Source organism: Flavobacterium maritimum (assembly GCF_040049085.1).
Classification (GTDB): Bacteria; Bacteroidota; Bacteroidia; order Flavobacteriales; family Flavobacteriaceae; genus Flavobacterium; species Flavobacterium maritimum.
In genome coordinates, this window is record NZ_JBDLZY010000006.1 from 395,914 (window position 1) to 408,475 (window position 12,562).

11 protein-coding genes and 1 tRNA gene are annotated in these 12,562 nt (G+C 34.7%); 10 read left to right on the plus strand and 2 right to left on the minus strand.

The window, feature by feature from the left end:
* The first annotated feature begins 27 nt into the window (after positions 1-27).
* From ABEB23_RS15035 to ABEB23_RS15080, 10 genes are all read left to right on the plus strand, one after another.
* Positions 28-1,317: an FtsW/RodA/SpoVE family cell cycle protein gene (locus ABEB23_RS15035; protein WP_348813427.1), complete on the plus strand. Its 1,290-nt coding sequence runs from the start codon at positions 28-30 to the stop codon at positions 1,315-1,317.
* Between the two features lie 68 nt (positions 1,318-1,385).
* Positions 1,386-2,474 carry an undecaprenyldiphospho-muramoylpentapeptide beta-N-acetylglucosaminyltransferase gene (murG, locus tag ABEB23_RS15040; RefSeq protein ID WP_348813428.1) on the plus strand — a complete coding sequence of 363 codons (1,089 nt, stop codon included), beginning with the start codon at positions 1,386-1,388 and terminating at the stop codon, positions 2,472-2,474.
* A 29-nt stretch (positions 2,475-2,503) separates the two neighbouring features.
* On the plus strand, positions 2,504-3,853 hold the full coding sequence (gene murC / locus ABEB23_RS15045; RefSeq protein ID WP_348813429.1) for a UDP-N-acetylmuramate--L-alanine ligase: 1,350 nt from the start codon (positions 2,504-2,506) through the stop codon (positions 3,851-3,853).
* Entirely contained in the window at positions 3,840-4,562 is a 723-nt protein-coding gene (locus ABEB23_RS15050) for a cell division protein FtsQ/DivIB (RefSeq protein ID WP_348813430.1), read from the plus strand. Before murC ends, ABEB23_RS15050 begins: the two co-directional genes overlap by 14 nt.
* Before the next feature lie 6 nt (positions 4,563-4,568).
* Entirely contained in the window at positions 4,569-5,951 is a 1,383-nt protein-coding gene (gene ftsA, locus ABEB23_RS15055) for a cell division protein FtsA (RefSeq protein WP_348813431.1), read from the plus strand.
* A gap of 99 nt (positions 5,952-6,050) precedes the next feature.
* Positions 6,051-8,003: a cell division protein FtsZ gene (gene ftsZ, locus ABEB23_RS15060; RefSeq protein WP_348813432.1), complete on the plus strand. Its 1,953-nt coding sequence runs from the start codon at positions 6,051-6,053 to the stop codon at positions 8,001-8,003.
* A gap of 298 nt (positions 8,004-8,301) precedes the next feature.
* A complete protein-coding gene (locus ABEB23_RS15065; RefSeq protein ID WP_348813433.1) occupies positions 8,302-8,751 on the plus strand; it encodes a GatB/YqeY domain-containing protein in 450 nt (149 codons plus the stop codon).
* A 71-nt stretch (positions 8,752-8,822) separates the two neighbouring features.
* A tRNA-Arg gene (locus tag ABEB23_RS15070) sits at positions 8,823-8,896 on the plus strand.
* 307 nt (positions 8,897-9,203) lie between these two features.
* Complete coding sequence (locus tag ABEB23_RS15075; RefSeq protein WP_348813434.1) at positions 9,204-9,929, plus strand: zinc-dependent peptidase; 726 nt, start codon at positions 9,204-9,206, stop codon at positions 9,927-9,929.
* A 195-nt stretch (positions 9,930-10,124) separates the two neighbouring features.
* The gene (locus ABEB23_RS15080) at positions 10,125-10,547 is read left to right on the plus strand and encodes a CBS domain-containing protein (protein WP_348813435.1); all 423 of its coding nucleotides are present in this window, start codon (positions 10,125-10,127) and stop codon (positions 10,545-10,547) included.
* A gap of 37 nt (positions 10,548-10,584) precedes the next feature.
* Here ABEB23_RS15080 and rpe read toward each other — a convergent pair whose 3' ends face one another.
* Together rpe and ABEB23_RS15090 are read right to left on the minus strand one after the other, a co-directional pair.
* Positions 10,585-11,250: a ribulose-phosphate 3-epimerase gene (rpe, locus tag ABEB23_RS15085; protein WP_348813436.1), complete on the minus strand. Its 666-nt coding sequence runs from the start codon at positions 11,248-11,250 to the stop codon at positions 10,585-10,587.
* A 403-nt stretch (positions 11,251-11,653) separates the two neighbouring features.
* A complete protein-coding gene (locus ABEB23_RS15090; RefSeq protein ID WP_026707723.1) occupies positions 11,654-12,517 on the minus strand; it encodes a sigma-70 family RNA polymerase sigma factor in 864 nt (287 codons plus the stop codon).
* Between the last annotated feature and the right edge of the window lie 45 nt (positions 12,518-12,562).

Genomic DNA, 12,562 nt, shown 5'->3' on the forward strand with positions numbered 1-12,562 from the left:
CAAGAAAAACTTTAAACAAAATATAAAATGAAACAACTAATAAACAATCTAAAAGGGGATAAAGGCATTTGGTCATTTGTGGCCTTATTAGGCTTGTTTTCCTTTATGCCTGTTTTTAGTGCCAGTAGTAATTTAGCCTATTTAGGTCATGGAACCGGGAATACTTTGGGTTATTTGGTGAAACATCTAGCGCATATTTGTATTGGTTTTTTGATTATTTATTGGGTTCATAAAGTACCGTATCATTATTTCAGGGCGATATCCAGAGTAGGCTTGCCTGTTGTCTGGATATTGTTGGCTTATACTTTGATTAAAGGAACTGTTATAGCTGGAGCAAATGCCAGTCGTTGGATAAAGGTGCCATTTATTGGAATAACATTTCAAACATCAACATTAGCAGCAGTGGTGTTGTTTATATTTGTTGCCCGTTATTTATCGAAAACCAGAGAAGAACCAATAACATTCAAGTCGTCCTTCTTGGAGCTTTGGTTGCCTGTATTTATAACTTTGATGTTTATTTTACCTGCCAATTTTTCGACAACTGCTCTTATTTTCTCAATGATTTTAATGTTAACTTTTATTGGGAAATATCCATTAAAATATATTGCTACTATTGTAGGTTCGGGAATAGTATTTTTAGCTTTTTTTATTTTGCTTTCAAAGGCTTTTCCAGATTCAAAATTTTTTAGTAGAGTTGGGACTTGGGGCAGTAGAATAGAAAATTTTACAACAGACAAGCCGGATGAAGATGATTATCAGATTGAAAAAGCTAAAATCGCAATTGCTTCTGGGAAAATTTATGGATTGGGTCCGGGCAAAAGTGTTCAGAAGAATTTTTTACCACAATCATCTTCCGATTTTATCTTTGCTATTATTGTTGAAGAGTACGGACTTATAGGTGGTTTAGGTGTGCTTGGTTTGTATTTGTTATTGTTATTTCGATTTGTAATTGCATCGCATAAGGCGAATACATTGTTTGGCAAATTAGTCGTCATTGGATTGGGTTTTCCAATTATTTTTCAGGCGATGATTAATATGGCAGTCGCAGTTGAGTTGTTGCCAGTCACAGGACAGACATTGCCGCTTATTAGTAGCGGAGGAAGTTCGATCTGGATTACCTGCTTTGCACTTGGTATCATTATAAGTGTAACAAAAAAAGAGGAAGAAATAGCTCAAGAATTAAAGGAAAAAGAAATTAGAGACATAGCGCTTCAGAAACTAATTGATAAACAATTGGAAGAGGATACCGTGACAGAGGAGGAGTATTCAATTGTAGATAATACGGAGAATCCTATGCACGCAGTTTTGAATAAATAATTAGCTCTGGAAAGAAAAAAGAATAGTACGAATAAGTATATTTTGTAAAAACATAGCAACTAAAAAAAATGGGGAAATACAAATTCATATTAAGCGGTGGTGGTACAGGGGGACATATCTATCCGGCAATTGCTATTGCCAATGAATTAAAATCTCGTTTTCCTGATGCAGAAATCCTTTTTGTGGGTGCCAAAGATAAAATGGAAATGCAAAAAGTGCCTCAAGCAGGATATCCTATAAAGGGACTTTGGATTGCCGGTTTGCAAAGAAGACTAACGCTTGATAATGCGCTTTTTCCAGTGAAGCTAATGGCGAGTTTGTGGGAGTCCAGAAAAATTGTTAAGAGATTTAAACCCGATGCTGTTATTGGGACCGGTGGTTTTGCGAGTGGCCCTTTGTTGCAGGTGGCCAACGCTATGAATATCCCGACGGTTATTCAGGAGCAAAATTCATATCCAGGAATAACTAATAAATTGTTAAGTAAGAAAGCGAATGCCATTTGTGTGGCTTATGAAAATTTAGAACGCTTTTTCCCGGCTGATAAAATAATTTTAACTGGAAATCCTGTGCGTCAGGATTTAATTGATATTGAGAGTAAAAGAACGGAAGCTATTTCTTATTTTAAATTAGATTCCAATAAAAAAACAATTTTGGTGCTTGGAGGAAGTCTTGGTGCCAGAAGGATTAATCAATTAATCGAAAAGGAACTGGAGAAAATGCTTTCCCAAAATGTTCAGGTGATTTGGCAATGTGGGAAATTTTATATTGAAGAATATAAAAAATACAACCAGCCCAATGTACAGGTGATGGCATTTATCGAACGAATGGATTTAGTGTATGCAGCAGCAGATATAGTTATTTCGCGTGCCGGTGCTTCTTCTGTTTCGGAATTATGTATTGTTGGAAAACCCGTGATTTTTATTCCTTCGCCGAATGTTGCCGAAGATCATCAAACTAAAAATGCGCAAGCAATTGTAGATAAGAAAGGGGCTATTTTGCTTAAGGAATCGGAGCTTGATTCGCAATTTAGTCTTGTTTTTGAAGCTTTGATTAAAGATGGAGGAAAACAAAAACAGTTAAGCGAGCATATAAAACAATTGGCTATGCCTGGAGCAACCAAACAGATTGTTGACGAAATTGTAAAGTTAATCAGTTAGAAAGAGAGAATAGATAAAAGACATACAAAATGAACTTAAATCAAATACATAACGTCTATTTCATTGGAATTGGAGGTATCGGAATGAGTGCTTTGGCTCGTTATTTTAAAAATATCGGAAAGCAGGTTTCTGGCTACGATAAAACCCCTTCAATGCTGACGAATGAGTTAATTGAAGGAGGGATCTCAATTCATTTTGAAGATAGTATTGGTTTGATACCAAAGGACTTTTATGTTGAAAACACATTGGTAATTATTACACCAGCTGTTCCGGTAACTCATTCGGAATGGAATTATTTCTTGGAGCGTGATTATCAGGTTAAAAAAAGAGCTGAAGTGTTAGGAATAATTACAGATGATACATTTTGTTTCGCTGTAGCTGGAACACATGGTAAAACTACAACATCCAGTATTTTAGGTCATGTTTTGTATGAAAGTGGTGCTGATGTTACTGCTTTTGTAGGCGGGATTGTTGAAAATTATAATTCGAATTTGATAGGAAGCGGAAAAACTGTTACCGTTGTGGAGGCCGATGAATTTGATCGTTCATTCTTGCATTTGCATCCAGATATTGCCTGTATTACTTCAATGGATGCAGATCATTTAGATATTTATGGTACCAGCGACGCTATCGAAGCCTCGTTTGTTGAATTTGCAAATAAAGTAGAAGATAAAAGCAAACTGTTTATTACGAAAGAGTTGCCGATTGAAGGTCTTACTTGTGCTGTAAATGAAGAAGCTGTTTTTAAGGCTTTTAATGTTAGAATTGAAAAATCCAGCTATGTTTTTGATGTTCAGTCTCCAAATGAAATAATAAAGGATTTACAATTTGGTTTACCAGGAAGACACAATTTGATGAATGCTCTGATGGCTATCGCAATGGCAAAAACTTACGGCACCCCGACCGAGGCCATTGCAAAAGCCATAGCATCATTTAAGGGGATAAGAAGAAGATTCTCGTATCAAATAAAAACGGATGATTTGGTTTATATTGATGATTACGCACATCACCCTACCGAAATAAATGCGGTACACCAAGCAGTAAGTGAATTATATCCAAATCAAAAAGTATTGGCGGTTTTTCAGCCACATTTATTTAGTAGAACGAAAGATTTTGCTGATGATTTTGCAAAAAGCTTGTCTTTATTTGACGAAGTTCTTTTGCTGGATATTTATCCCGCGCGTGAATTACCTATGGAGGGTATAACTTCGCAATGGTTAATGGATAAAATGACTAATAAAAATAAAAAACTGGTATCTAAAAGCGATTTAATTACGTCAATTTTAGGTAGTGATGCATCCGTAATTGTTACGATAGGAGCAGGAGATTTGGGTGAATTAGTTCCATTCATAAAAAAAGCTTTAAATGAAACTATTTAATTGGACAAATATTCGATTAATTCTCATGTTTGGATTAGTGATTTTCCTGTTTTCGTTTACGTCAAATCGAAATAAAAGCAGAAAATTAACCAAATCTGTAGTGGTTTTTGTTGATGATAATGCTCCATTTGTTAAACAGGAAACGGTTAATAAATTGTTAATAGAAAATAAAAGGGATGCATCAGACATTGAAAAAGATAAATTAGATTTGAATAAGGTAGAGAAATCCATAGACGCACATGAGATGATTGAAAAATCAGATGTTTTTGTGAGTATAGATGGCGTTCTGAAAGCAGTTGTGAAACAAAAGACTCCTATAGCGAGATTTGTTGATGGGGAGAGCTCTTTTTATATTGATTACGAGGGGAATAAAATGCCTTTGTCAACTAACTTTACAGCTAGAGTTCCACTTGTTTCTGGGGTGATAAATAAAAAAAATAACGAAGATTTAGCTAGATTATTTCGTACGATCTATGACGATGATTTTTTGAAAAAAAATATCATTGGTGTTCAAATTATGCCGAATGGAAGCTTGAAAATGCTGAATAGAAATTTTAGTTTCCAAATTGATTTTGGTAGAATCATCAATGTGGAGCGAAAATTTAAAAATTATAAAGCTTTTTTTCAAAAAACAGTTTTGGATAGTTCGTTGTATAAATATAGTAAAATAGATCTCCGGTTTACGGAACAAGTAGTTTGCACTAAATAATAGAAAATGGAAAAAGAGAATATTGCAGTAGGTCTAGATATTGGGACAACCAAAATAGTTGCTTTAGTAGGCAAAAAAAATGAGTATGGTAAACTAGAGATTTTGGGTGTTGGTAAATCCAAAAGCTTAGGTGTGGCGAGAGGTGTTGTTAATAATATTACGCAAACAATACAATCTATTCAACAAGCAATTCAGGAAGCTGAAAATAATTCGGGTTATAAAATAAAAGATGTTGTTGTAGGAATTGCGGGTCAGCACATTCGTAGTATTCAACATACAGATTACATTAGTAGAAGCAATCCTGAAGAAGTAATCGGCGGGAAAGATATTCAACTGTTAATTGATCAGGTAAATAAATTGGCAATGTTGCCTGGAGAAGAAATTATACATGTGTTGCCACAAGAATTTAAAATCGATGGCCAAACCGAAATAAAAGAGCCAATCGGAATGTATGGCGGAAGATTAGAATCTAGCTTTCATGTTGTGGTGGGTCAGGCTTCGTCGATTAGAAATGTTGGAAGATGTATTCAGAGTTCGGGTATAGAATTATCAGGGTTGACTTTGGAGCCATTAGCTTCAGCTGATGCGGTTTTGAGTCAGGAAGAAAAAGAGGCTGGTGTAGTGCTTATTGATATCGGAGGTGGAACAACCGACTTAGCTATTTTTAAAGATGGTATTATTCGTCATACAGCAGTAATTCCTTTTGGTGGTAATGTCATTACAGATGATATCAAAGAAGGATGTTCAATAATAGAAAAACAAGCCGAATTATTGAAAGTTAAATTTGGTTCTGCCTGGCCGGGAGAAAATAAAGATAATGAGATTGTTTCAATACCAGGTTTAAGAGGAAGAGAGCCAAAAGAAATTTCGTTAAAGAATCTGTCAAAAATTATTCACGCTCGCGTTGTTGAAATAGTTGAGCAGGTTTTTACCGAAGTAAAAGCATATGGACATGAAGATCCTAGAAAGAAATTAATAGCCGGAATTGTTCTTACAGGAGGAGGTGCTCAATTAAAGCATATAAAACAGTTGGTTGAATATATCACTGGAATGGACACCAGAATTGGATATCCGAATGAGCATTTAGCGGGAAATTCAGACGAAGAGATATCTAGCCCTTTATATGCTACAGCAGTAGGATTAGTGATGAACAGTATTGAGAATAAAACACAAAGTGCTGTGAAGATGGAAGTGGTAGAGGCTCCAAAAGCAGTAGTTTATAGAGCTCCGGTTGTTCTTAATGAGGAGGCAGAAGAGACAAGAGATGAAGTGGAGCAAGTAGCTCAAGGCTATGGTAAAAAAGAAGAATCCACTGAAACAAAAATAAGAAGATCGTTTTTCGATCGTTATGTAGATAAGATTAAAGATTTTTTAGATAACGCAGAATAGTATTATCAGGAATAAAAAGTTGTCGGTTCTCCTTTTTGCCCCGAGCCTAAAGAGAAATAAAAAATTAATAATAAACAAGAATTTCAAAAAAACCATATTATGACAAGCAACTCAGAATTTGGAAGTATTTCATTTGATTTACCAAAAAACCAATCAAATGTAATCAAAGTTATTGGTGTAGGTGGTGGTGGTAGTAATGCCATCAATCATATGTTTAAACAAGGAATCAAAGGCGTGGATTTTATTGTTTGTAATACAGATTCCCAGGCTTTACAAAACAGTTCTGTGCCAAATAAAATTCAGTTGGGAGTAAATTTAACTGAAGGACTTGGTGCTGGTGCAAATCCAGATGTTGGACAGCAGTCTGCTATTGAAAGCATTGCTGATATCGAAAAAATGTTGGACCGCAACACAAAAATGGTTTTCATCACCGCAGGAATGGGTGGAGGAACAGGAACAGGTGCTGCGCCGGTAATTGCTCAGCTTGCCAAAGAAAGAGAAATTCTTACCGTTGGGATTGTTACAATTCCTTTCCTGTTTGAAGGTAAAGTACGTCAAGAGCAAGCGCTTTTGGGTATTGAAAAATTACGTAAACAGGTCGATTCCCTTATTGTTATTAATAATAATAAACTAAGGGAAGTATATGGAAATTTGGGTTTCAAAGCCGGATTTTCAAAAGCGGATGAAGTTTTGGCTACAGCCTCAAGAGGTATTGCTGAAGTAATAACACATCACTATACTCAAAATATCGATTTAAGAGATGCTAAGACAGTTTTGTCTAATAGTGGAACTGCTATTATGGGTTCATCTGTCTCTTCAGGTGAAAACAGAGCAAAAGAGGCAATTATTGCTGCTTTAGATTCTCCATTATTGAATGATAATAAAATCACTGGTGCCAAAAACGTATTGTTGCTTATCGTTTCTGGATCTAATGAAATTACTTTGGATGAAATTGGAGAAATCAATGATCATATACAATCTGAGGCAGGTTACAATGCTAATATTATCATGGGGGTTGGTGAAGATGAAACCCTTGGTGATGCAATTGCTGTAACTATAATTGCTACAGGTTTTGATATTGAGCAACAAAATGAAATTGTTAATACAGAGCCTAAGAAAATTATACATACGTTAGAAGACGAGCAAAAGAGCGTTCATAACTTATCAGCCAAAACGGTTACTGCATTTGATTTGAATAGTGAAACGCAAGTGTCAAGTTCAAGTGAAAGAGTTGTTTTTGAATTATTGGATGATACTGTTCCGGTTCCAGAACCAGCAAAAGAAGTGCCTGTAATTAACAAAGAAGAATTAATGGTAATGTCTGAATTTATAAAAAATCTAGACGTGACTTTTGAAATTGTTTCACCAATTACTGATATTGATTTTACGATAACAGCTCCAGAAGTAGTTAATACTCCAGAAGTAAAAGCAGTGCAACCAAAAGCTGTTGAAAGACAAGAACAGACTACTTTCTCTTTTGATTTGCCACTTTTCAAAGCAGAACCAGTAATAGAGAAAAAGGTTGAAGAGAATAAGGTTTTGTTTGAACTGACTAACGAAACACGTGATATCAAAGTAAATGAAGCTGTTCAGTTTGTTCCGGTAACGGAATTGACAGATAAAGGAATCATTAAATATTCGCTGGAAGAATATATGGAATTGGAGCAAGATTTTACAGCGTCCAAACCAGTAGAAAAACCGGTAGAGGTAATTCCTGCTGAGTTGAATATTACAATGAAGAGAGTAGAAGAATCTACGCCAGCACCGTCTAGTTTTGAGAATGTTTCTCCAATGGAAATGACTATTGAAGAGACGTTGAAGCTAAGAGCTGATGAAAGAAGAAAAAAACTCAAAGAATTCAATTATAAGTTTCATAATAATGTTTCTAAAATTGATGAGTATGAAAAAGAACCTGCTTATAAAAGATTGGGAATAGATATTTCAAATAATCAGACAAATAACACGAATTCGAGAATTTCTGTGGGAACAGACAGCAACAATGATCTACAGTTGCGTTCCAACAACTCGTATTTGCATGACAATGTAGATTAACTAACTAAAACCAAAATGAGATAGCCCGAAAATGTAATTTTATTTTCGGGTTATTTTTTTTACCAATGCGAAGGAACCCAGTAATCTTTTGTTAATTCCAGTAAAAATTTCTAAATTTGTGGGCCTTAATCCAGCTGTCGTTTCAAGCTTTTTCTATAAAATGCTTTTTTCTAAGCACTTAAAAGAGCTTCTAAAGTCGCTTTTTAAGTTCAAGAAAAAATACATTTTCTCTTAAAAAGGCTTTCCACTACCATCTGGGGCAAAACAAACCGACAAATTAACGAATAACATAACAATAATGAGTTTATCAGTACAAATCATGGACGAAATGAAAACCGCCATGAGAGCCAAAGATACAGTTGCATTAGAAGCTTTAAGAGCTATTAAATCAGAAATCTTATTGGCGCAAACAGCTTCTGGATCAAAAGAAGAAATTACTGCAGATGAAGAAATTAAATTGCTTCAAAAATTGGTAAAATCACGTAAGGATAGCGCCAGAATTTTTACAGAACAAAACCGTATGGATTTGGCTGAACCAGAATTGGCACAGATAGCGGTTATTGAGAAATTCTTACCTGCACAATTAAGTGAAGCAGAAGTAGAAGCTGTAGTTGCTAAAATTATTGCAGAAACGGGTGCCTTAGGCATTGCTTCAATGGGTAAAGTAATGGGCTTGGCATCTGCACAATTGGGTGGTACTGCCGAAGGAAAAACCATTTCTACAATAGTAAAAAAATTATTGGCTTAATGAAAAAGAAATAGACTGCTGATTAACATTTTTAAATCTAAATTCGTTAATCAACAATCTAACATTATACTGACTGCGTAGTTCAACTGGATAGAATATCAGATTTCGACTCTGAGGGTTGCAGGTTCGAACCCTGCCGTGGTCACGAATTAATAAAACAGGATAAATGAAAACATTTTTCATTTATCCTGTTTCGTTTTTAAGACCATGCTTTCTTGAGCAGGAAGACTTTGTGAATCCCGCTATCATCGGTATTATTTCAAATACTTCAAAATTATTTCAAGTAAACTTGATTATTTTGAAGCATTTTTGTTTTAAAAGAATACTTTTGTAATAGCCCCAAGTCAATTTTAACCTACTTTGTAAATATGCCATTTCAATTTTTTGTTTTAGTATTTTTTGTTGTACTCTTTCTTTTAATCATTATTTATAGAGTTGTAGAACCAGTCTACATGCTCTTTTATAATAAACCTCTTTACATTTATTGGTACCCTTTTCCAAAGAAACTAAAGATAAATGAACTGCAATTTTTAGAAAGTAGTTTTCCTTTTTATAGTAAGCTTTCCGCTAAAAGAAAAATCTATTTTGAACATAGAACGAAGGAGTTTATTTCAAACTATCAGTTTTTAGGCAATGAAATTGTTGTGACTGAGCAGATGAAAATTCTGATTGCAGGAACCTATGTTATGTTGACTTTTGGGATGAGAGATTATCTTACGGTTTTGTTTGATAAAATAATTATTTATCCTTCCAATTATTATTCTATTATAAACGAGAGGTATCATAAGGGAGAGTTCAATCCCAGATTGAAAGCTGTAGTTTTTTCGTGGGAAGACTTTTTATTAGGACTTGAGGCCTCAAGTGATAATATTAACCTTGGTTTACATGAGTTTTCACATGTTCTGCATTTTCATTGTTTAAAAAGTAATGATCCCAGCGCAGTAATTTTTTATGACGAATTTAATAAAGTAGTTAAATATTATAGCGACCAGTATTTAAATAATGAGTTGCATGAGAAAGGATACTTCCGGTTATATGCATATGAAAACCAATTTGAATTTTTATCTGTAGTTTTAGAACATTTTTTTGAGACGCCTCATATTTTTAAAAAAGAGCATCCTGAACTCTATGAAAATGTTTATTCCATGATTAATTTTAAAGAGGAATATTTAAGTTAAAACGATGGTACTATTTCATGATTTGCTTGAAGGCTTTATGCTCTTCGTTAGATAAAAAGATTCTATTGAGCTTTATTTGGAATGATTATTTGGTCTATTAAACATACCGATAAAATCCTAAATACTTCCTGATAAACATCATGTTTTTCATTGTTTTTATCAAATAACTTTGAATATAATCTAAAGTTAGAAGTTATGAAACACAGAGTACCAGTGTCAACGATAATGACCAAGAATGTAATAAAATTGAATCTTACTGACGATTTGACTAGAGCTGAGCTACTATTTAAACAAAATAAAATTAGGCATATTCCGGTTGTAAATGGCAGTAAAATAGTAGGGATGTTAAGTTATACCGATTTATTGAGAATCTCTTTTGTAGATGCTGTTGATGATGATGCAGAGATTGTTGATACGACAGTGTATAATATGTTTACAGTAGAGCAGGTGATGGCTAAAAAGTTGGTCACGGTTAGTCCGGAAACAACTATAAAAGAAACAGCTGAAATTCTGTCCAAAAAAGAATTTCACGCTTTGCCAGTTTGTTTGGGTGACTTGTTGGTAGGAATTGTAACAACAACTGATCTTATAAAATATTTAATAGATCAATATAAATAGAGAATAAAAAAAAGTCCCAATTGGGACTTTTTTGTTCTTATAATAATGTTGTGATTTTTTTTAAATCGGCAATCGTTACTGTTGGATTTTCTGCTTTAAAAACAAAGCTTCCTGCGACTAGTACATCGGCTCCGGCTTGTACTAACTGTACCGCATTTTTATTAGTAACTCCTCCATCAATTTCTATAATTGTTGCTGCACCTTTGCGGGTGATTAAAGCTTTCAGTTTTTCAATTTTTGAATAGGTATTCTCGATGAAAGATTGTCCTCCAAAACCTGGATTTACACTCATAATACAAACCAAATCAATATCATTGATTACGTCTTCTAATAACTCAATATTAGTGTGAGGATTAATTGCTACTCCAGCTTTCATTCCTTCGGCTTTGATGGCCTGTAAGGTTCTGTGAAGGTGTGGGCAAGCTTCATAGTGAACAGACAGAATGTTCGCTCCTAAATCAGCAAACGTCTTAATATATCTGTCTGGATCAACGATCATCAAGTGAACGTCGATAGTTTTTTTTGCATGTCTGTTGATGGCTTCCAAAACTGGCATTCCAAAAGAAATATTTGGAACAAAAACACCGTCCATGATATCAATGTGAAACCAATCGGCTTCGCTGTTGTTGATCATTTCAATGTCTCGTTGTAGGTTTGCAAAATCGGCAGCAAGAACTGACGGTGCAATAAGTGTATTCTTCATTGTGAGAGGTTGTGTTGTTTTTGCAAAATTAGTTTATTTCTGGACCAATGCAAAAGTTTTTTTGGGAAGGGAAAACTCGTCTGTTGTCCGCAGACAGCGTAAGGGATTGAAGTGGAAATCCTTTTTATTTTTTTAAATAAAAAGATTGTAGCGCAAAGCCTGACCCGCAGTTTTTACGGAGGGTTACGCCCGGATGATTTAAAACAGGAATAGGTTCAAGAGAATCTGAAATGAATTTGGATTAAAAAATAAAACTCCGGTAATCAGCCGGAGTTTCAATCATCAATCAAAAAACGAACAGTTAATCAGACTGTTGTTTGCTTTAATATAGTATAAAGCCAAAACTCATAATGTCTGTAAAGGTTTACGCTTTATAACTTTATGAGTTTTGACTTTATGACTATTAGCCTAAATAGGTTTTTAGTATTTTACTTCTTGAAGTGTGTTTCAATCTACGGATAGCTTTTTCCTTGATTTGACGCACACGCTCACGAGTTAGGTCGAAAGTTTCTCCAATTTCTTCTAATGTCATTGGATGTTGATCTCCTAAACCAAAGTATAAACGAACAACATCAGCCTCTCTTGGAGTTAATGTCTCTAAAGAGCGTTCGATTTCGGTACGTAGGGATTCGTGAATTAATTCTCTGTCTGGATTTGGAGATTCACCAGAACGCAAAACATCGTAAAGGTTAGAATCTTCTCCTTCTACAAGAGGGGCATCCATTGATAAGTGACGACCAGAGTTTTTCATGCTCTCTTTTACGTCATTTACGGTCATGTCTAATTCTTTTGCAATTTCCTCAGCAGATGGTGGACGCTCGTTAGATTGCTCTAGCAAAGCGTACATTTTGTTGATTTTGTTGATAGAACCAATTTTGTTCAAAGGCAAACGAACGATACGTGATTGTTCTGCCAAAGCTTGTAAAATTGATTGACGAATCCACCAAACGGCATACGAGATGAATTTGAAACCACGGGTTTCATCAAAACGTTGTGCTGCTTTTATCAATCCTAAATTTCCTTCATTAATCAAATCGGGAAGTGTTAAACCTTGATTTTGGTATTGTTTGGCTACCGAAACCACGAAACGTAAATTGGCTTTAGTTAATTTTTCCAAGGCTCTTTGGTCCCCGGCTTTAATCTTCTGAGCTAATTCTACCTCTTCGTCAGCGGTAATAAGGTCAACTTTTCCAATTTCTTGTAAATATTTGTCTAATGAAGCAGTTTCACGATTGGTAACCTGCTTGGTGATTTTAAGTTGTCTCATGTTTTTGTCTCCTCAATTTTTAAGTGTACAAGTGGTTATACGTAT

Bases quoted from the DNA above. Each gene is read 5' to 3' on its own strand.
- ABEB23_RS15075 (WP_348813434.1), top strand. From the start codon at position 9,204: ATGCTCTTTTATAATAAACCTCTTTACATTTATTGGTACCCTTTTCCA.
- murC (WP_348813429.1), top strand. From the start codon at position 2,504: ATGAACTTAAATCAAATACATAACGTCTATTTCATTGGAATTGGAGGT.
- ABEB23_RS15080 (WP_348813435.1), top strand. From the start codon at position 10,125: ATGAAACACAGAGTACCAGTGTCAACGATAATGACCAAGAATGTAATA.
- ABEB23_RS15090 (WP_026707723.1), bottom strand. From the start codon at position 12,517: ATGAGACAACTTAAAATCACCAAGCAGGTTACCAATCGTGAAACTGCT.
- ABEB23_RS15065 (WP_348813433.1), top strand. From the start codon at position 8,302: ATGAGTTTATCAGTACAAATCATGGACGAAATGAAAACCGCCATGAGA.
- ABEB23_RS15050 (WP_348813430.1), top strand. From the start codon at position 3,840: ATGAAACTATTTAATTGGACAAATATTCGATTAATTCTCATGTTTGGA.
- ftsZ (WP_348813432.1), top strand. From the start codon at position 6,051: ATGACAAGCAACTCAGAATTTGGAAGTATTTCATTTGATTTACCAAAA.
- rpe (WP_348813436.1), bottom strand. From the start codon at position 11,250: ATGAAGAATACACTTATTGCACCGTCAGTTCTTGCTGCCGATTTTGCA.
- ftsA (WP_348813431.1), top strand. From the start codon at position 4,569: ATGGAAAAAGAGAATATTGCAGTAGGTCTAGATATTGGGACAACCAAA.
- ABEB23_RS15035 (WP_348813427.1), top strand. From the start codon at position 28: ATGAAACAACTAATAAACAATCTAAAAGGGGATAAAGGCATTTGGTCA.
- murG (WP_348813428.1), top strand. From the start codon at position 1,386: ATGGGGAAATACAAATTCATATTAAGCGGTGGTGGTACAGGGGGACAT.